The 19,762-nt window shown below is 69.6% G+C and carries 17 protein-coding genes and 1 other RNA gene; 11 read left to right on the top strand and 7 right to left on the bottom strand.

The window, feature by feature from the left end; translation table 11 throughout:
• The first annotated feature begins 265 nt into the window (after positions 1-265).
• The 3 genes from IT306_14100 (at position 266) to IT306_14090 (ending at position 2,750) form a co-directional block, all read left to right on the top strand.
• A complete protein-coding gene (locus IT306_14100; GenBank protein ID MCC7369556.1) occupies positions 266-1,528 on the top strand; it encodes a DNA replication/repair protein RecF in 1,263 nt (420 codons plus the stop codon).
• 65 nt (positions 1,529-1,593) lie between these two features.
• Positions 1,594-2,022: a twin-arginine translocase TatA/TatE family subunit gene (locus tag IT306_14095; protein MCC7369555.1), complete on the top strand. Its 429-nt coding sequence runs from the start codon at positions 1,594-1,596 to the stop codon at positions 2,020-2,022.
• A gap of 164 nt (positions 2,023-2,186) precedes the next feature.
• On the top strand, positions 2,187-2,750 hold the full coding sequence (locus tag IT306_14090; protein MCC7369554.1) for a bifunctional nuclease family protein: 564 nt from the start codon (positions 2,187-2,189) through the stop codon (positions 2,748-2,750).
• Between the two features lie 89 nt (positions 2,751-2,839).
• On the opposite strand, the gene IT306_14085 is transcribed toward IT306_14090, so the two are convergent.
• From IT306_14085 to IT306_14070, 4 genes are all read right to left on the bottom strand, one after another.
• Positions 2,840-3,850, bottom strand: coding sequence for a hypothetical protein (locus IT306_14085; GenBank protein ID MCC7369553.1), 1,011 nt, complete (start codon positions 3,848-3,850; stop codon positions 2,840-2,842).
• A 72-nt stretch (positions 3,851-3,922) separates the two neighbouring features.
• Complete coding sequence (locus IT306_14080) at positions 3,923-4,450, bottom strand: hypothetical protein (protein ID MCC7369552.1); 528 nt, start codon at positions 4,448-4,450, stop codon at positions 3,923-3,925.
• Positions 4,447-6,687: an ATP-grasp domain-containing protein gene (locus IT306_14075; GenBank protein MCC7369551.1), complete on the bottom strand. Its 2,241-nt coding sequence runs from the start codon at positions 6,685-6,687 to the stop codon at positions 4,447-4,449. Before IT306_14075 ends, IT306_14080 begins: the two co-directional genes overlap by 4 nt.
• Positions 6,688-6,834: 147 nt before the next feature.
• On the bottom strand, positions 6,835-7,077 hold the full coding sequence (locus tag IT306_14070) for a hypothetical protein (protein ID MCC7369550.1): 243 nt from the start codon (positions 7,075-7,077) through the stop codon (positions 6,835-6,837).
• A 225-nt stretch (positions 7,078-7,302) separates the two neighbouring features.
• Here IT306_14070 and IT306_14065 point away from each other — a divergent pair, with 225 nt between their 5' ends.
• The 8 genes from IT306_14065 (at position 7,303) to IT306_14030 (ending at position 15,857) form a co-directional block, all read left to right on the top strand.
• Positions 7,303-8,490 carry a hypothetical protein gene (locus tag IT306_14065; protein MCC7369549.1) on the top strand — a complete coding sequence of 396 codons (1,188 nt, stop codon included), beginning with the start codon at positions 7,303-7,305 and terminating at the stop codon, positions 8,488-8,490.
• Positions 8,491-8,611: 121 nt separating this feature from the next.
• Complete coding sequence (locus tag IT306_14060; protein MCC7369548.1) at positions 8,612-9,364, top strand: cytoplasmic protein; 753 nt, start codon at positions 8,612-8,614, stop codon at positions 9,362-9,364.
• A 191-nt stretch (positions 9,365-9,555) separates the two neighbouring features.
• Positions 9,556-9,823: signal recognition particle sRNA large type (gene ffs, locus IT306_14055), an RNA gene on the top strand.
• A 111-nt stretch (positions 9,824-9,934) separates the two neighbouring features.
• Positions 9,935-10,825 carry a ribosomal RNA small subunit methyltransferase A gene (gene rsmA, locus IT306_14050; GenBank protein MCC7369547.1) on the top strand — a complete coding sequence of 297 codons (891 nt, stop codon included), beginning with the start codon at positions 9,935-9,937 and terminating at the stop codon, positions 10,823-10,825.
• Complete coding sequence (ispE, locus tag IT306_14045) at positions 10,822-11,703, top strand: 4-(cytidine 5'-diphospho)-2-C-methyl-D-erythritol kinase (GenBank protein ID MCC7369546.1); 882 nt, start codon at positions 10,822-10,824, stop codon at positions 11,701-11,703. The genes rsmA and ispE overlap by 4 nt, the downstream gene beginning before the upstream one ends.
• Positions 11,704-11,767: 64 nt before the next feature.
• A complete protein-coding gene (dnaA, locus tag IT306_14040) occupies positions 11,768-13,294 on the top strand; it encodes a chromosomal replication initiator protein DnaA (GenBank protein ID MCC7369545.1) in 1,527 nt (508 codons plus the stop codon).
• Between the two features lie 498 nt (positions 13,295-13,792).
• The gene (locus tag IT306_14035) at positions 13,793-14,323 is read left to right on the top strand and encodes a helix-turn-helix domain-containing protein (GenBank protein MCC7369544.1); all 531 of its coding nucleotides are present in this window, start codon (positions 13,793-13,795) and stop codon (positions 14,321-14,323) included.
• Between the two features lie 202 nt (positions 14,324-14,525).
• Positions 14,526-15,857 (top strand): replication-associated recombination protein A, encoded by a 1,332-nt coding sequence (locus IT306_14030; protein ID MCC7369543.1) that lies wholly within the window; start codon positions 14,526-14,528, stop codon positions 15,855-15,857.
• A gap of 34 nt (positions 15,858-15,891) precedes the next feature.
• On the opposite strand, the gene IT306_14025 is transcribed toward IT306_14030, so the two are convergent.
• The 3 genes from IT306_14025 to IT306_14015 form a co-directional block, all read right to left on the bottom strand.
• A complete protein-coding gene (locus IT306_14025; protein MCC7369542.1) occupies positions 15,892-16,860 on the bottom strand; it encodes a glycosyltransferase family 9 protein in 969 nt (322 codons plus the stop codon).
• Between the two features lie 2 nt (positions 16,861-16,862).
• Positions 16,863-17,516, bottom strand: coding sequence for an LON peptidase substrate-binding domain-containing protein (locus IT306_14020; protein MCC7369541.1), 654 nt, complete (start codon positions 17,514-17,516; stop codon positions 16,863-16,865).
• A gap of 123 nt (positions 17,517-17,639) precedes the next feature.
• On the bottom strand, positions 17,640-19,316 hold the full coding sequence (locus tag IT306_14015; protein MCC7369540.1) for a glycosyltransferase family 39 protein: 1,677 nt from the start codon (positions 19,314-19,316) through the stop codon (positions 17,640-17,642).
• Positions 19,317-19,762: the final 446 nt, after the last annotated feature.

Raw genomic sequence — 19,762 nt, 5'->3', positions numbered from 1 at the left:
TCACAGGCGTATCACAAGCGCTCGCGGACCGCTTGCCACTGCCTGTTCGAGCGCCCATCCGCCCGCTCGGCGGGCAACACGGCCGGGCCTTCCCTCCGCTCGCCGCGCCGCGCGTTTCGAGCCTCCCAGTACAATTGACGAGGAGAGCGGGCCGCAGTTCCGTGCAGTACGTCGTGGACTCGCCGCCTCCGGCCCGTCGCGAGCGGCCCCGGCGCATCGAGTCGGAGGGACGCCAGCCACACTTCGGATCGGATCGGGGATCGGCGTGCTCCTCCGCGAGCTGATGCTCGTCAACTTTCGCAACTACGTCCGCCTGGCCCTGACGCCCGGCGATCCGATCACCGTGCTCCTCGGGGACAACGGCCAGGGCAAGAGCAACGTCCTCGAATCGATCTACCTGCTGGCGACCACGCGCTCGCCGCGCACCAGCAACGACCGCGAGCTGGTCCACTGGGAGGCCCGCCGCGACTTCATCCCGTTCGCCCGGCTGGAAGCCCGCATCCACCGCGACGATGGCGAGCTGCACGTCGAGATGCTCATCAAGGCCGAGAGCGACGTGGCCGGGGCCGCCTCGACCGCGCCTGAGTCAGACGCGACCGTGCCGTCGATTCGCCCGGTGACCAAGCAGGTCAAGGTGAACGGCCTGCCCACCCGCGCCGTCGAGCTGATCGGGCAGGTGAACGTCGTGCTGTTCACCCCGGACGACGTCGCGCTGGTGGCTGGCGCGCCGGCCGGCCGCCGTCGCTACCTCGACATCACCCTGTCCCAGGTCAACAGGCACTACCTGCGGGCGCTCCAGCGCTACAACCGCGTGCTGGCCCAGCGGAACACCCTGCTGCGGCAGGTCCGCGAGCGCCGCCAGCGCCCCGAGCAGCTGGACTTCTGGAACGAAGAGGTCGTGCGGCTTGGCGCGTACATCGTCGAGCAGCGGCTGGAGACCGTCTCCGCCATCAACCCGGACATCGCTCGGCTCTACCGCGAGCTCGGCGGCAGCCAGCACGATCTCGCCCTGGCCTACCGGTCGACCTGCCTCGACACGCCCGACGCGGCGGCGGATCCGGGGGCGCTGACAGACCGGTACGCCGCGAAGCTTCGGGAGCTACTGCCACGCGAGATCGAGGCTGGCGTCTCGCTGATCGGGCCGCATCGCGACGACTTCGCCTTCATGGTGGACGGCGTCGATCTGCACGACTACGGCTCGCGGGGGCAGCAGCGGCTCGGCGTGCTGGCCCTGAAGCTGGCCGAAGCCCTGTTCATGCGGGCGCGCACCGAAGAGCGCCCGATCCTCCTGCTGGACGACATCCTCTCGGAGCTGGACCCGACTCGGCGGGGCTACGTGCTCGGGCAGGCGGGCCGGGCCGGCCAGACCATTATCAGCACCACCGATCTGACCGATTTTCCCTCCGCGTTCCTGGCCCAGTCCACGCTGTTCCGGGTGGCCGGCGGCGGGCTGACCAGGATCGAGCAGGCCGCTCCCGAAATCGATGGTGTCCACCTGGTAGAAGAAGCGCCCGGCCGAACGATCTGAGGTATACTCCGGCCGGGCCCAGGGTTCCGGCGCGGAGACCGTCAGCCCGCGAATGGAGGCCAATCATGAACTTCCTCGGCATGGGGCCGATGGAGCTGATGATGATCCTGGTCCTGGCACTGATCGTGTTCGGGCCGGGGAAGCTGCCGGAGATCGCCGGTCAGGTCGGGCGCATGGTGCGCGACTTCCGCCGGACCACCTCGGAGCTCTCGTCCGAGTTCAGCCGCACGCTGAGCCTGGAGATCGAGGAGCGCAAGACGGCGCAGGCGCCGGCCCCGGTTGCCGCCGAGGCCGCCCCCTACGAGCCGCCGCCGGCCGAAGAGGTTGTCGGGGCCATTCAGCCGGTTCCCGCTCCCGTCGCCGTGGAGCCAGCCGAAGCCCCGTTGGTGGTCACCACGACCAGCAGCGCGCCGGTCGAGACGGCGCCCGCCCCCGAGCCGGTGGTCGCGTCGAAGCGTCGGACCCGCGATACGGGGATCGAGCCACCGTACTGACGGCCGCTCGGCACGGCGCGCCGCCAGACGACAGCGCAGACGTGCCTCGGTCACGCGTTCCCACCTGCCTCCGGGCAGGTGTACAATACCTTTCGCGTCGCCTTGACCGTGAGGGAGCGTTCAGGCGCACCACGCGCGGCCTCAGGCGTCCCAAGGAGAGCACCGTGATCGAGGTCTTCGTCGAGAGCATCCGCGTGAACATGACAAACTACAAGCGCGTGGTCATGCTCAAGGAGAAGACCGCGCAGCGGTACCTGCCGATCTGGATCGGCCACTTCGAAGCGGACGCCATCGCGATCCCGATGCAGAACGTCCCGGTCTCCCGGCCGCTCACGCACGATCTGCTCGGCTCGGTGATCTCGGCGCTCGGCGGGAAGGTCACCCAGGTCGTCATCAACGAGCTGGCCGACGAGACGTTCTACGCCAAGCTGATCGTGGACGCCGACGGCCGCCACGTCGAGGTGGACTCGCGCCCGAGCGACGCGATTGCGCTGGCCATCCGGGCGAAAGTGCCGATCTTCGTCGAGGACGCCGTGCTCGATCAGGCCGGCATGGTCTTCGAGAGCGAGTCCGAAGCCGAAGAGGCGGCGCAGGCCGAGGGCAAGTCCGCCCCCCCTGAGACGATAGACGAGTCGAAGCTCGGCGTCTTCCGCGAGTTCATCGAGACACTCGACCTTGGCGATCTCGGGCGTGGCGGCGGCGGCGGCGAGAAGCCGGAGCGCACGTAGCGCCGGCGCTCCCGCGTTTGCTCCGTCGGTCGGGCTGAGAGCAGCCGACCCATCACGCCGGACCGCTGGCGTTCTGGCATCGCGGTCGTCTACGAGCCGCCGATCCCGAACAGCCTCCCCAGCTTCCCGAGCCAGCCGCCTGACACGCCGTCGCCCGCCGGGTCGCTCTCGGAGCGCGGCTTGATGCCTGCAGCCTCCCGTTCCGCGATGGCGCTCTCCAGCCGGTCGCGGTCCAGCAGGAACTGGTCGAGCCGACTCCGCATCCCCTGGGCCTCGACCTCCAGCGCGGTGATCCGCCAGCCGAGGATTCGGTTGTTGTGGCGCAGCTCGAACAGGCGGCGGCGCAACGTTGCGTACCGCCCCTCGAGGCCCGCCAGCCGCGCCCGCGCGATCTTCTGCGCCGCGTCCAGCGCCTCGCCGTCGTCGGGGTTGAGCGCGTCGGCCTCGCGCTCGCGCAGGGACAGCGACATGCCGTAGGTCAGCACCAGCAGCCGGGCGTGCTCGCCCCACTCGCCGTCCCACCCGTGCGACTCAGCCGCCCGGTCGGCCATCTCCAGCGTCGGACCGTCCACGTCCAGCTCTGGCTCGACCAGTGCCGCGCCCTCGAACAGGCCGGTGAACATGCCCTCGCTCTTGCGGGCGCGGCCGGCTGGCGCAGGCGGCAGGTCTTCGTGTTCGGGCAGCGCTGTGACCTCGCCGCCGAGCGCCTGCAGCCGCCGCTTGAGACCCTCTTCCTCGCGCCGCCGCTCCACGATCTCGGCGCGGATCTCCAGGTGCCGGTCGGCCAGCCGCACCCAGGTTGCTTCGCGGGCTGCGCCCTCCCGCGTCAGCGTGTAGGCGACGTGCCGCGTCAGCAGGTAGAGCGCCTCCACCAGGAACAGGTCTTCACGGGTTGCGTTGAGCGCGTCGAGGATCTCCTGGGGCGCGCGCCCGGTCACCTGGGGAAACTGGCTGCCGCCGTGCAGGAACGCCGCGCCACGCTCGAAGAGTCGCCCGAGGGCCATCGCCTGGGTCGGCCACAGGTCGCCGGCGGCCAGCAACGCCAGATCCAGCACCTCTTGCAGCATTGGGAGGCACAGGCGTTCGCCGGTCTGGAGCATGGGGGGATCGGCGCTCGTCACGGCAGGCAGTCCCGAGTCACGGAGATGCGGCGCAGGCCGTGCATGATCGTATCACTCAGGCCCCTGGGCGGGCGGCAGGCGCCCCGGCGCTGAGCCTGGGGCCGCCGATGTGTCGGCCGCCTGGGCCGGGTGGGCAACGGCCTGCTGGGGCGTTTCCAGGGGCGGCGCTGGCGGGACGGCGGCGGCGGCCGAGGCGGCCAGCGCGGCGGTCGCCCGCATGCGGGCCAGCGCATCGTGGAAGCGGGCGGCGTCCCAGTCGGGCAGATCTCGGCTGACCAGCAGCAGCAGGTTGTCGTGGATGCTCAGATACGGCCGAGCCTTCCAGTAGCGTGCCAGCCACAATCGCCACGCTTCGAGCGCCTCGGCGCTGTCGAAGACCAGCAGCAGGTGCGGATCGACCGCGCCGCGACTCCGAAAAGTGAACGCCTGTCGTTGGGTGCGCGGCTGGGGGGCGGCGGCCGGCCAGCGCGCTTGCTCCACACGATCGATGTCGAGGCCCGCTCGGTGGAGCGCGTCGAGCGCGTCATCAGCATCCCAGCGCGCGAAGCCGGGCTGAGGGGGGAGGGGATTCGCGGTCATAGTGACGCTAACTCTACCAGCACCTGCCCCCCGGCCACGGCGTCACCCTCGGCGCAGAGGACCGACGCAACGACGCCATCTCGCGGTGCTGCTACGACGTTCTCGATCTTCATCGCCTCGACGATCAGGAGCGGCTGATGCTCGCGGACGACGTCGCCGGGCGCTGCCAGGATGCGGACGACCCGGCCGGGCATCGGTGCTTCAAGTCCGGGGGCGCGCCCGCCAGGATGGTGGCGGCCGGTCGGCGCGGCGGCCGGCGGCGCGGCCAGCGTTGCCACGGATCGGTCGCCGCCGTGGGTGACGACCACCCGCCCACGCGCCCACTCGACGGCAACGCGGCAACGGATCGGCGCGGCGGACCCCTCGGCCAGCGTCGGCCCAGCCGGCGACGCCGGCACGGCTCCCGTCGGCCCAGCCGGTGACGCCGAAGGGACTTCCGTCTGCCCGCCCACCGGGCGCACCACGAGCGGGCGTACCAGGAGCAGGTCGTCCAGGCCGGTCACGGTCACGTCGAAGCGATCCTCGGCCACGGTCACCCGCCAGCGACGCGGCGACTCGCGGTCGGCCACCACGGCGACGGGGTCGGCGTCCGGCGCGGCCTGCCAGAAGGTGATGACGCCCTGCCCGCCGATGCGCCAGTCACCCAACGTGCCATCGGTGCTCGCCTGAGAGTGCCCGTCGTCGCCCCCATCGCGGCCGATCTCAGACAGCCACGCGGCGGCGGCTGCTGCCAGCGCGACGGGTGGCACGTCTGCCAGGTCCGTGTCGCCCGGGCGAGCCATCGACAGAAAGTCAGTCGTCGCCGCGCCGTCCTGGAACGTCGGGTGATCGAGGATCCAGGTCAGCAGGGTGCGATTGGTCGGCAGCCCCTCGATCTCGTACCGTTCGAGCGCCGCCCGCGCGAGGCCGATGGCCTCCGCTCGCGTCTCGCCGTACGCGATCAGCTTTCCCAGCATCGTGTCGTAGAACGGAGGGACACGGTCGCCGTCCGCATACCCCACGTCGTTGCGGAGGCCCGGCCCGACCGGCGGGCGGAAGCGCCCGAGGCGGCCAGGAGTCGGCAGGTCGGCGCGGGCCGGGTCTTCGGCGTACACCCGACACTCGACGGCGTGCCCGCGCAGCGCTACGTCTGCCTGCGCCAGCCCGAGCGGCAGCCCGGCCGCGATCTCCAACTGCTTCTGCACGAGGTCGATCCCTGTCACCAGCTCGGTGACGGGGTGCTCCACCTGGAGCCGCGCATTCATCTCGATGAACCAGAACTGGCCGTCTGGCCCGACCAGGAACTCGCAGGTGCCCGCGCCGACGTAGCCCGCCGCGCCGGCCACCCGCAGCGCCGCCTCGCCGAGCGCCCCTCGCAGTTCGGGCGTCACGGCCGGGCCGGGGCTCTCCTCGACGACCTTCTGATGACGCCGCTGCACGGAGCAGTCGCGCTCGCCCAGGTGTACGAGCGCGCCGTGCCTGTCCCCGAGCACCTGCACCTCGACGTGCCGCGCCCGCTCGATCAGCCGTTCGAGGATCAAGGTGTCGTCGCCAAACGCGGCGAGGGCCTCGCGGCGGGCGGCTGCAATCGCCTCCGGCAGCTGGTCGAGGCTGGAGACGGCCCGCATGCCGCGTCCGCCACCGCCGGCCGCCGCCTTCACCAGCAGTGGGACGCCGATCCGTGCAGCCTCCGCCGCCAGCGTGGGATCGTCCTGGGCCGCGCCGTCATAGCCCGGCACGACCGGCACACCGTGGGCCGCGGCCAGCTTGCGGGCAGCCGCCTTGTCGCCCAGCAGCCGCAGCGCGGCCGGCGGCGGCCCGACGAAGATCAGCCCGGCCGCGGCACAGGCCTCCGCGAACGCCGCGTTCTCCGAGAGGAACCCGTACCCTGGATGCACGGCCTGGGCATCGCTCCCACGGGCGGCCTCCAGGATACGCTCGACATTCAGGTAGCTCGCGGAGGCTGGCCCCGGGCCGAGCAGGTGGGCCTCGTCGGCCAGCCGGACGTGGAGCGCGTCGCGGTCAGCCTCGGAGTAGACGGCGATCGAGCGGATGCCCAGCGCGGCGCAGGCGCGGATGACCCGCACCGCGATCTCGCCGCGATTGGCGATCAGCAGCCGCTCGATGGGTCTGGCCGTGGGCACGGGCACGCCGTCGTTCCTCCCGCCGGTCCTGACTGGCCGCGTCCGGCACGCCTGCGCTGTCGGCGTTCGTCCGTTCGATTGTACGCGCCGGCCCGGCGAAGGCGCGCCAGCCATCCTGCCCAAACCGCCCGTGGCAGCCGCACCGAGATCGGCCACACCAGGAACCCCGACGCGCCATCTGCCGCGTCGGGGTTCGTGCTCTGGGTGTCTTGGTGGTCGCCGCTTCCGGCCCGGCTCTGCGTCGGGCGGACGCGGCTTGCTCTAACGAGCGGTCAGAGGCGAGACCGGCTCGCGGTACACCGACCCGCCGCACTGACAACAGCGCAGCAGCCCGCGCTCCAGCCGCAGTCTGCCGCCGCAGCCCGTCCGGTGCACGATGTTTCCATCCACGATCTGCCCGACGTTCCGGCCGCACATCATGCACGCCAGGTCGGCCTGCACAACGCCCCGGCGGCGCAGCGGTGAGGCCATCACAGTATCATTCTGGGCGGTTGCTACCGACATCTTCTCTCTCCACACCTATGCTGTACCCGGCCACACGCTGTCACAGGGACCGCTCGGCTAGCAACGGGCGTATCGCCATCCTACGCGCGCAGGCGCGCGTCGGTCTGTCGAGGCGCGGACGGACCGAACGTGCTCGCGGTGACATTTGGCGTCCGGAACGTACTGCTATCGTCTGTAGTGTCACGACCGCATCACAGTCGGTCAGCTTTGTGAGGTGTCTTTCTCATGCAGGTCACCCGTCGTGGCGTTCTGCGTGGACTGCTCGCGGTGGCGGCCGCAACAGCCCTGCCAACCCTCCCGACCAGCGCGCTCGCCGCCAGTGTTGCGCCTCTCCCGACGCCCGACGCGCCGCGGCACGGGTTGCCCGCGTGGACCCTGGCCATCGCGCCGCTGCAGGCCGCTGGTGAGTGGACCGAGATCCTCCCGGCGCCGGCCGCGACGCGCCTGTTCGCACCGGCCTCCGGCGCGCTGCTGGCGGCCCGCGGGGGCGAGCTGTACAGGAGTGACGATGCCGGCCTGTCCTGGCGTTCAATCGCCCTGCCAGACGCCTCGCCGAAGGGGATGGTCGAGGTCGATCCGACGAATCACGATCTGCTCTTCCTGGCAACGGAGGACCGCGTTCAGCGCTCCACCGATGGCGGCGTGACCTGGACCACGGTCCTGGCGTCCGCCCACCCTGACCGGCCGTTCCACGAGGTTCGTGTCAGCCCGGCCGATCCGCGTACCGTCTACGCCGCCCAGTACAACATCACCGACCTGTGGCTGCACCGGAGCCAGGACGGCGGCGAGACCTGGAGCCAGCTCGAGGAGTGGCATGGCACGCTCTGCGCCATGGGCGTCTACATCCTGACGCCCCACCCCACAGACCCTGCCCGCATCTTCCGAACGGCCGGCTGCTACGCTGGCCGCGACCTGAGCGACGACCTGGAGATCAGCACTGACGCGGGCGCGTCGTTCCAGTCGCTGACCGCTCCGCGCGGCGCATTCCCGAACACCATCGTCGGCGGGAGTGGCGCAGATCCTCTCCGCTACTACCTGGCTGCGAATAAGGATCAGCGCTCGGGCGGCTCGCTCCTGCTGACCTCACCAGACGATGGCGCATCGTGGACAACCGTCCTGGAGTACAGTGGCGGCGGCATGATGCAGGGAGCGAAGACTCCGAGCGTCACCATGACCGCGCTCAGCTACGACCCATCCGCTCCTGGCCGCGTCTTCCTGGCCGAGCAGGAGAAGACCCGCTCCGCGCCCGGCGGCGACGCGTACCGAGTGAGTGGCTCCGTCAACGGCGGCGTAGACTGGACGCTGCTCGGCGGCCCGCTGGCCGGCCGGGTCAACGGCCTGGCCCTCGGCATCGACGGTCGTTTCCTCTTCGCGGCGACAGAGGCCGGCGTCCAGCGCCTCGCCATCGGCTAGACGCGTCCGGCGCGTGACATCTTCTGGGCGGGGTTGACCTACTGACGGCCCCGTCCGCTGCCCGACCTCGCTACAATCGGCGGCAGCCACGGTATCCAGTATCCGCACCTAGGGGGCCGCCATGCCTGACAGCCGACGTGTCCTGCTCGCCGGAGAGTCCTGGGTCACCACCACGACCCACGTCAAGGGCTTTGACAGCTTCACCACCTCGTCGTACGGCGAGGGCGCAGATCATCTGCGCGCGGCGCTGGCTGCTGGCGGCTGTCAGGTCGAGTTCATCCGGAACCACGATGCGCCAACGGCGTTTCCGACGACCGCTGAGGCGCTGAGACAGTACGGCTGCGTGATCCTCAGCGACATCGGGACCAACACGCTGGTGCTGTCGCCTGCCACCTGGGAGCGCGGCCAACAAACGCCGAACCGTCTCAAGCTGCTGCGCGAGTACGTCGAGAACGGCGGCGGCCTGATCATGGTCGGCGGCTACCTGACGTTCCAGGGCATCGAAGGGAAGGGCCGCTGGGCCGGGACGCCCGTCGAAGCGGTGCTGCCCGTCACCCTCCAGACCAGCGACGACCGGGTTGAGTGCCCCGAGGGCGTCGAACCGCGGGTGGTCGGCGACCACGCCATCGTCGCGGGCCTGGACGGGACCTGGCCGGCCGTCCTCGGCTACAACCGGGTCACGCCCAGGCCAGACGCCCGGGTGCTGGTGCGCGTCGGCGACGATCCGCTGGTCGCCTGCCGCGAGATCGGCCAGGGGCGGACCATCGCCTACACCACGGACTGCGGCCCGCACTGGTGCCCGCCGCCGTTCGTGGCCTGGCCGGGCTACGCAACGGTCTGGCAGCAGATGGTCGCGTGGGTCACCCGCCGCTGATGCCCGTCACCTCGTCACCGCGAACGGAACGCCATTGCATGTTCGTTGGTGTTCCCAAAATGCCGTCAAACGAGCGGTCGGGGCTTGAAAGCCCCGACGGGGCTGCACGACGCGCCCACTGTGCAATCGCCCTGTCCCCGAACGGAAAGCCATTGTCGGCTGGGAGAGGCGGCGGGTACACTTCCGAGTGGTTGTGCTAGGTGGGGCGCTAGCGGTGCCCTGTAACCGGAAACCCGCTTTATGCCGGGCTGAATTCCCATTTGAGGTTTGTTTGTCGGCCGGTCAGGCTAACGCAGCGCAGTGTTGATGGAACGGTCCTACGCGGCGGCGACCTGTGAACCCCGCCAGATCGGAGACGAAGCAACGGTAAGCGGTGCTCGTCGGGTGCCGTAGGGCTACCGGGCCGGAGCAAGCGGACGTTGGGTCGCGGTCGGCAGCAGATCGATGGTGGGTGCACGACCGATCATCGAGCATCACGAGCGGCGCGGGAACGTTTCCTGCGCCGCTCAGTCGTTGTCTGGCACCAGCGTACCCCGCGCTGACGACGGGCAGGAGAGGGCAGACAACGCCGTGTTGCCGCCGACCGAAGACGCCCCCCTCGCGCCGCCCCGGGCGCGGCCGTCGTCGCCAGCCGCGTTGCTCCGGCAGCTCGGATTGCGGCCCCGAAAGGGTCTCTCGCAGTCGTTTCTGACCGACGTTGGCGTCGTCAAGCGTATCGCTGGCGCGGCCAGCCTCTCCCCAGACGATCAGGTGCTGGAGATCGGCCCTGGACTCGGCATCCTGACCCAGGAGCTGGCGCGCCAGGCTGGCCGCGTGGTGGCATTCGAGTTGGACCGCGACCTGGCTGCGGCATTGCCACGGCTGGTCGCCGCAAATGTGCGGATCGTGCAGGGCGATGCGCTCCAGCTTTCCCCCGCCGATTACCTGACCGGTCCGTACAAGCTTGTGGCAAATTTGCCGTACCAGATTACGTCGCCGTTTCTGTATCGCTACCTGAGCCTGGACCCCTTGCCACAGACGCTCGTCGTCATGATTCAGCGCGAGGTTGCCGAGCGGATCGTTGCACCGGTCGGTCAGTTGTCCTACCTCGCGGTCATGGTGCAGGCCATCGCCAGCGTGCGTATCGTGCGGATCGTGCCGGCCGCGGCGTTCCATCCGCGCCCGAAGGTGGAGTCCGCCGTCATCAAGCTCGATCCACTGGACGAGCCGCTTGTGCCGATGGCCCAGCGCGCCGCGTTCCTGGGTCTCGTGCGGGCGGGCTTCGGGCAGCCGCGCAAGACGGTGCTCAACTCGCTGCACGAGGGACTGAAGCGGGAGCCGCTCGGCCGCCGGGAATGGGTGCGGATGGAGGTTCAAGGGCTGCTTGCGGGGGCAGGCATTCCCGCCGAGACGCGGCCACACGCGCTGACGCTGCCCCAGTGGCGCGCCCTCTTCCAGGCGTTTCAGGATCTCGACCGATGACGCTGACGCTGCGAGCGCACGCCAAGATCAACCTGGCTCTGGAGATCCTCGGTCGGCGCGACGACGGCTTTCACGAGCTGGTCTCGGTCACGCAGACGATCTCCCTGGCCGATACGCTGACCGCCGACGAGGCCGCCGGCCTGGCCGTCTCGATGAGGCCGCCGCTGGTCGCCAATGACGAGAACCTTGTCCGTCGCGCGGCGGAGCTGTTGGCGGCGCGGGCCGGCCGCTCGCCCCACGCCTGCCTGACCATCGACAAGCGCATCCCCCTGGCGGCCGGCCTCGGCGGCGGCAGCAGTGACGCCGCTGCCGCGCTCCGACTGCTGGATCGGCTCTGGGGCACGGCCCTCAGTCGACGCCGGGCGCTTGCACCGCTGGCGGCGCAGCTCGGTTCGGACGTGTCGCTCTTCCTGGCTGGCGGCAGCAGTCTCATCCGGGGGCGTGGCGAGCAGGTCGAACACCTGCCGGCCGCCCGGCCACTCTGGTTGGTCCTGGTCAGCCCCGATCTGAGCCCGCCCGACAAGACCCGCGCACTCTACCGGGCGCTCCAGCCCTCCGAGTGGGGCGACGGCTCGCGGACGCTCGGGTTGGCCGAGACCATCCGTGCGGGCCGTTCGATCGCGCCTGAACACCTCGTCAACAGCTTTGACGGCGCGGCGGACCGTGTCTACTTGGGCTTCGCCGACCTGCGTGCGCGCCTGCGCGGGCTGACCGGCCGACCGTTTCACCTGACCGGGGCCGGCCCCAGCCTGTTCGCCCTCTGCGAAGATGCACGGTCCGCCCAGGCCGCCGCCCAGGCTGCAGCGCCGGTCGGCTGGCCCGTGTACGTCGCACAGTCCATCTCGCAGCAGGCCGCTATCCGCGCATCGGATCGCTGACTCACTCGTTTTCATCACAAGAGGGGGCGAGTGGCTGTGCCCGTCAGGCCTCCGGAAGACGCTGATGAGCCGCCCAGACGGGGCCGGCGCGCAAGACTACCTGAACCCCGCCGATTGTGCGGCAGAGCCCGATAGTGGCCTCGCCGCACCTCTGCTAGACTGCCTCGCAGGTGAGTTTCCTCCTGGAGGGCGTGTGCGCGATCCTGTGCGGATCTGGGATGCGGCGCTGGGCGAGCTGAGGCTTGGCATGAGCCAGGCGAACTATGAGTCGTACCTCGCGGGCACCTCCGCGACGGCGTTCGAGGACGACGAGCTGACAGTCGCCGTCTCGAACCCGCTGGTGCGCGAGACGCTCGAACAGCGCTTCCGGCAGCACATCCTGCGCGCACTCTACGACGTAGTCGGCCGGCCTTGCCGTGTGCGGATGGTCTCGGGCGGGCCGCGCTCGTCCAACGGCGTGGACGGCTACGGTATGTTCGCGCTGGCCGAGCAGCCCAGCCAGCAGACGACGGCCGCGCGGAACGGTTCCCGCCGAGGCGGCCGTACGGCGGTGGTCGAATCGGCTGCACCGTCCGGTTGGGAAGGCTCCCCGCTGAACGCCCGCTACACGTTCGAGCGGTTCGTGGTTGGCAGCGGCAACCGCCTGGCGCACGCGGCGTCACAGGCCGTCGCGGATGCGCCGGGCCAGGCCTACAATCCGCTGTTCCTCTACGGCGGCGTGGGCCTCGGCAAGACCCACCTGCTGCACGCCATCGGCCACGAAGTGCTGAAGACCGGGCACAGCGTGCTGTACGTCTCGTCCGAAACGTTTACCAATGAGTTGATCGAATCGATTCGCGCACACCGCACCGATGAATTCCGCGAACGGTATCGACGCGCCAGCATTCTGATGATTGACGATATCCAGTTCATCGCTGGAAAGGTCGGCACGCAGGAAGAGTTCTTTCACACCTTCAACGCCATCCACGAGGGTGGCGGACAGATCATCCTGACCAGCGACCGAACCCCGAAAGCAATCCCGACGCTGGAAGATCGCCTTCGGTCGCGGTTCGAAATGGGATTGATCGCCGATATTCAGCCGCCAGACCTGGAGACCCGCATCGCCATTTTGCGTTCCAAAGTCAACGGACGCGTGCAGATCCCGAGCGATGTGCTGGAGCTTGTCGCGGAGAAGGTTCACACCAACATCCGCGAGCTGGAAGGGTCGTTGAATCGGATCACCGCCTACGCCATGCTGCACGGGAAGGCCGTCACGGTGGAGGTCGCGGCGGAAGCGCTCGCCGACCTTGTCGCGCCGAGGCCGACCAGCAGCGAACCGCCGGTCATCCTGGAAGCGGTCGCCCGTTACTTCGGCGTGACGGTGGACGATCTGCGCGGCAAGGCCCGCAACAAGGAGATCGTCGCGCCGCGCCACCTGGCGATGTATCTGCTCCGGGAAGATGCTCGCCTGTCGTTCCCACAGATCGGACAGCTGCTGGGCGGGCGCGACCACTCGTCGGTGGTGCACGCCTGTGAGAAGATCACGCTGGAGATTGAGCGTGACGGACGCTGCCGGCAGGACGCACGCGCCGTGCGAGATTTGCTACCATGAGTCGCGCTTCGTGCGAGCACTCGCACGGTCCGCAGTCGCCTGAACCTCGTGTCCAGACGACGGGCAGATGCAGGGCCGATCGCGACATCGGCGACAGGAACGCATCAGCATCAGGAGTACGGTAGGTCTCGACGTCCGCAAACGTTTCCGACACGATGTACGACGCACGATGTGACATGACGGTACATCGGACACCGGCATGTTGCGCCACAATCGTTGCACTGGTCCCTGCCGGCGTCGCAAACTGGGTCACAGAAGCACAACTGGCGCAATTTCACACGATATCGGCTATACTCCCCCGATACGTCATTCGGCGTATTCCTAAGAATTCAGCCGCATGGCCCGGGTGGACAGCAGCGTAGTGGCTGGGGCGGTTCACGGTGGTTCGAGGCAGGGGAAGCTCGGAGCGCCAGTGAGGCAGCCGCTTCAGCCTCTTGGAGGGATGCCCTTTCGATCCGGCATCACCCCGGCCCCCGTGGCCATTGGAGATGTGAGCAGATGGACCGCACATCGATAGTCGCAGCGAGCCAAGACGCTCCGACGACGGCCGGCGACCCCGCTACCCCTCCGGCCGGAGGCTCGACCAGGCGCGGGCCGCGCAAGATCGTTCGTCCCGACGATCTCGCCGCCGCCATCAAGCGCGTTATGAACAGCCGCGGCCTCTCGACCCGTGAGGTGGTCAGGCGCGTTCCTCGCCGTCACGTTGGCACGGTGTATCGGCTGCTCGCCGGCCGCACCACCGATCCCTGGGCCAGCACGGTCGTCTCCCTGTGTACCGCGCTCGACGCCGATCCAGACGAGCTGCTGGGCGTTGAGGATGCCATTGAGATCCTTGACCCGGATCTGCGCCAGACACTCTCAGATGTCGAGCGGCTGAGCGAAGAGGATCGCTGGCTGGCGCTCGACATGCTGCGCTCCCTGCTTGCTCGGCGGCTGCACGGCCTGCGTGGCCCGAAGTCGTCCGGCACGGCTGAGAGCATCCCCGCCTCGCTGATGGTTGATGACGGCGACGACGGCGACGAGGACTGACCCTCGCCATCCCGTCGGTCTCTGCTTCATCTCCAGAGTTCCAGTCCACAACCGAACACGGCGCGCCTGACCTGCGCGCCGGTAAGCCGTGGCATGCGTGCCGGTTGGGTTGGCCGCACGTTGCTGGCGACTCGGTGGCGGCGGTGTCCAGGGCAGTTGGATTCCGCGCCGAAACCGATTCGGCGGTACAATGCCAGGGCCGATGCCGAAGTTCTCCGCCCCACAACCGGCCCTTTTCGAGCCGACGCCGCCCGAACGCCAACCGCTCGCCGCGAGGATGCGGCCCCGGACGTTGGACGAAGTGGTCGGTCAGCGTGCGCTGCTGGCGCCTGGGCAGCCGCTGCGCCGTGCCGTCGAGTCGGGGCGGGCGGGATCGCTGGTGCTCTGGGGCACGCCCGGCTCGGGTAAGACCACCCTCGCGCGGCTGATCGCCAGCGCTTCCGGTGCTGCCGTCGAGCAGTTGAGCGCCGTCACCGACGGCGTCTCCGACCTCAAGCAGGCCATTGCCCGGGCGCGTGCGTGGTCCGGCCCGACCGTCCTGATCGTGGACGAGATCCACCGCTGGTCGCGGTCCCAGCAGGCGGCGCTGTTGCCGCACGTCGAGGACGGTCTCGTCACCCTGATCGGCGTCACCAGCGAGAACCCGTACTTCGACATCATCGCGCCGCTGCGGAGCCGGCTGCGGATCTTCCACCTGGAGCTGCTCGGGCCAGACGATCTGCGGATGATCCTCCGTCGCGCCGTCGAGGACGACGAGCGCGGCCTGGGCAGCCTGGGCCTGACGGTCACCGACGAGGCGCTCGACCTTGTGGCATCCCTCGCGGCCGGCGATGCGCGCACGGCGCTCAACGCCCTGGAGGCCGCCGCCGAGGCCACACGCGGGGCCGGCCAGACGGCCATCGAGCAGGAGACCATCGTCGAGGCGATGCAGAGCCGGCAGGTCCGCTACGACCGGCAGGCCGACGATCACTACCAGACGATCTCGGCGTTCATCAAGAGCGTGCGCGGCTCCGACCCTGACGCGGCGGTCTTCTGGCTGGCGAAGATGGTCATCGCGGGGGAGGATCCGCGCTTCATCGCGCGGCGACTGGTCATCCTGGCTTCCGAGGACATCGGCAACGCCGACCCTATCGCGCTGGTCGTGGCCCAGTCGGCGGCCCAGGCGGCCGAGCTTGTCGGCTGGCCCGAGGCCGAGCTGACGCTGAGTCAGGCCACGCTCTACCTGGCGATGGCGCCGAAGTCGAATGCCGCGCTCAAAGCGATCGGCGCCGCCAAGGCCGCTATCAGCGAGGGCGCGAACACGGAAGTTCCGCTCCACCTCCGAAACGCCTCGTTTGCCGGAGCGCGCGGCCTGGGGTACGGGCGCGGCTACGCCTACCCGCACGACTATCCAGGCCACTGGATCCAGCAGCGCTACCTGCCCGAGGGCGTGGAGGGACCGTTCTACGTGCCGTCCGATCAGGGCTACGAGGCCAAGCACCAGACGCGGCTGGCGGCTCGCCGCGAGCCCGATCCCGAGCAACAGTCAGAGTAGGCCCGTCGACCGACCGGGTTGGCCCGACGCCGCGCTACGCGTCGCTGCATCCCGCGGGCGTCTCACGGAGCGATTCGGCGAGCGCCGCGAGCACGCGGCGCACCGGGAGGTCCGTGAGCGGCTCCGAGCGGAGCGTCCGCACGCGCGGCCCCAGCGGCGACCAGACCGCCGGATCGGTCGGGCCGAAGAGGGCCAGCGTCGGGACGCCAAGCTGCCCGGCCAGGTGCGCCAGCCCCGAGTCGTTGCCGAGAAAGGCGTACGCTCGCGGCAATAGGGCCGCCACCACCGTCAGCGGCTGCCCTGCCACCACGTCCAGCGGCCCGCGCGCATGCGCCGCCAGCCGCGCCAGCACGTCGTCGTCGGCCGGCCCGGCCAGCACGACGCTCGGCAGCCCCTGTTCCCGCCTGATGGCCTCCAGCACGTCGGCGTAGCGCTCGGCCGGCCAGTTCTTCGCGCGCGAGCCGCTGCCCGGGTGGACCGCCAGGAAGGGCTGTCCCTCCAGCCCCAGGCCGGCCAGGATGCCGTCTGCTTGGATCGCAGCCTCGCGGGGCGGCACGATGGTCAGCAGCTCCAGATCGTCGCCCGGTTCGATCCCGAGCGGATCGAGCGTCTCGACCAGATACTGTGCGACATGAACCACCCTCCCAAGCGCAGGCCGCGACCGTGCGATCACCACCTGCCGCGCACCCCGCTGCTCGAAGCCTCGGCGCAGCGTGCCATCAGGGTCGGCACACCAGGCCACGGCCACGTCAACGCCGGCAAAGCGGTCGTCGGCGGCCGGCGCGCCGGCGAACAGGCGCGTCACCTGCGGGCTGTCAAACGAGAGCCAGCGATCCACCACCCCCGATGCCGACACCAGCGGCAGGGCCACGGCGTTTCCGGCCAGTTGGATATCAGCCCGCGGGAAGCGGCGACGCAGCGCCAGCAAGGCCGGCAGCGTCACCAGCGTGTCGCCGATGGCCCCGGGCCGCAGCACCAGGACGCGCTCGGCGCTCAGCGTCACCCTCAGTTCCGCGAGAACGGCCCGATGTTCGGCGTGTCGATCTCCCGCCCGAACAGGCGCGCGTTGTCGATCTCGCGGCGCAGCCGGTCGCGCGCCTCCGTGAGCCGCGCGAGCGTCGAGTCGATCTCCAGGAACGTCTGTCGCTCGCGGGCAGACAGCCCCAACGTGGCCGCTGCCAGGTACGACAGCCGGTCGACGTCTGAGATCAGCTCCCCACGGTCCGGCAGACGGTTGGTGCGGCGGACCTCGCGAAGGTACCGCAGGAGTCGGTCCGCCACGTCGGACACGAGCGCCGGCTCCGGGTCTTCGCCGCCGGTCGGCAGCAACTGTACGCGTCCGATCAGGTACGGCTCGCGCTGGGTGATCTCCGCAAGCCGAAAGCGGCCTGTCCCGAACGTCATCAGGTTCATACGGCCGTCAGGCTCGCGTTGCACCTCGGAGATCTGCGCGATGGTGCCCACCTCGAACGGCTCGGCCGGCCCGCCGACTTCGACGCCCTCGCGAATCAGGCACACGCCGAACAGGTTGTCCGTCACGATGCACCGCCCGATCATCAGCCGGTAGCGCTCTTCGAAGATGTGGAGCGGCAGGGGCAATGATGGGAAGAGGACCGTATTCAGCGGGAAGAGCGGAAGCTCACGCAGGTCGTCGGTCACCAGATGCCTCGCGCGGCCCGGGCAGGGCAGCCTCGCAGAGTGATCGCACACGCTCGCCAGAACAGCGTACCGGGAGCATGGTACTCCGCGCGCCGCCCTGACGGGAACACTCGGTTGCCCGCGTCAGTTGAGCAGCAGCGCGCCGCAGCCCGGCTCCGAATCGTGGGCCAGCAGTTGTGCGCCGTCTCGCGTCACCCGGTACAGCCCGATGCCCTGTGGCGGCAGCGCGCCGTCCGATCCTGGCTGTCGCAGCGCCGGGTGGACGGCTGCCACGGTCTGCGGCAGCAGCGGCAGTCGCTGCTTCTCGAAAAGCTGCGTCGCCTTGCCGTCGCTCACCAGCGTCAGGAACGAGTCCCGATCTGACAGCTCGTCCCAGATCTTGCCACGCCCGAAACTGCCCTCGCCGATCTTCCGCCGCGAAAGCTCCAGCAGCGTCAGATACCCCATCCGCTCAGCCGACGGCAGGCTGCCCTGGTCGAGCAGGATCCACTCGTTGGGGTACATCTGCGCTTCCAGGTGGCCGATCATCTCGCGCTGCGGGTCGTTGGAGCAGTCCGCCGCCAGTGCCACCGACTCGAAGTGCATCAGTTGCGTCTGCATGCCGGCCATCAGCACCAGGCCGGTGGCGGCCCCGACCACGCGCGGCCACCCCCTGAACTGCCCGATCCCCTGCACCAGCAGCACGGCAATCGCCACGAACGCCAGCGGCACAAGCGGCATGATGTAGCGCGATTTCAGAATCGGCGCGAAATCGTCGTGGACAAACGGCAGCAACAGCATCGCCAGCACGGTCACCAGCGCCGGCAGCGCCGTCCGCTTCCAGGTGAGATAGGCGAGCGCCGTTGCCGTGAGCGCCCCCACGAAGAGGACGAACGGCGTCAGCGCCGATGCCTCACGGGTCGGGTCGATGGCGGACGAGAGCGTCAGCAGCAGCCCTCGCCACGGCGCGAACATCGTGTCGAGATACGCCAGCGAGCCAAGCTCCTTGTCCGGATACTGGGCGTTGACGCTGCGGACGCCGCCGATGCCGCTCTGGATGTTGTAGATCAGCACGTTGCTGAACGCCGCCACGAAGAGCAGCCCGGCCAGGTAGATCTGCGGCCCCTTGAGGAAGCGCCAGCCTCGCCAGAGCAGGTAGACCGCCAGCCCGGGGATCACCGCCGCGAACGACGGATGGGCCTGGAGCGCCAGGCCGGCCAGCAGCCCCGTCACCAGCAAGAACCACGGCTTCTGGTGGCGCACGGCGTGATCGAGCGCCCAGGCCGCCCCGAGTCCGAGCAGCGGCGTCAGGCAGACCGACCACGCCACACGACTGCTGAGCAGCACGTGCGGCGCGGATACGGCCAGCAGGCCCATCGCCAGCAGGCCGGCCCAGCGCCCTCCGAGGGATCGAGCGTAGCCGAACGTCACCGCCAGCGTGGCGAGGCCCGCCGCGAGGATCATCATGCGCGGTAGGTCCGGCGAGCGGCCGAACAGCAGCATGCCGCCGGCCAGCAGGTAGTCCCAGAACGCCCCGATGTGCTTCGGGCCGCTCATCAGCGGAAAGCGCGTCCCCCGCACGATGTCGAACGCGGGCAGGATCTCGTTGATCTCGTCGGTGTACCGCGGGAGGTCCGTCAGGTACTGCACACGGTTCCCGAAGCCGAGGACCGCCACGGCAATCAGCAGGGCCGGGAAGGCGTAGGTGGCAACCAGAACGGTCCAGGCTGGGACCGCGACGCGACAGCCAGCCAGGAGTGAACAGGCGCCAACCTGGGCGCCGTGCGTGGGGCAACGCAGCACGAGGAAGACGACCTCCATCGGGCACTGGGCGCGCTCGACAAAGGTCCGCTGCGCGAGTCCGTGTGAGCGGCGGGGGCCACTCTCACATCAGACGGTCGAACGAGCACGGTGAGCCTACCATACGGTCAAGCTGCTGTGCCGACATACTCAGCGTGCCGGCGCCGAAAAACGTCACTGAGCGGTCACAGCTGTCATCCACAGCAGCGGGCGCGCCCCGACCATGCCGTGACGGTCCAGGGCGATTGCATGTTCATTGGTGTCCCCGAAGCATCATGGAACGGGCGGTCGGGGACTGAAGTCCCCGCCTACCGTCACGCCGTCGCTGCGCGACGGACACCGGGAACGGCAGGCACTGGTGCGACTGGCGCGTCGCGCAGCGACTGCAGGATCGTAGGCGGGGCTTTCAAGCCCCGACGCCGCCGCACGACGCGCTCAACATACGATTGCACTGGTAGCAGCATCAG

The sequence above is a fragment of the Chloroflexota bacterium genome (genome assembly GCA_020850535.1).
Taxonomy (GTDB): domain Bacteria; phylum Chloroflexota; class UBA6077; order UBA6077; family JACCZL01; genus JADZEM01.
Note: the sequence above shows the minus strand (reverse complement) of the source record. Positions and strands in the feature narration are given on the sequence as shown.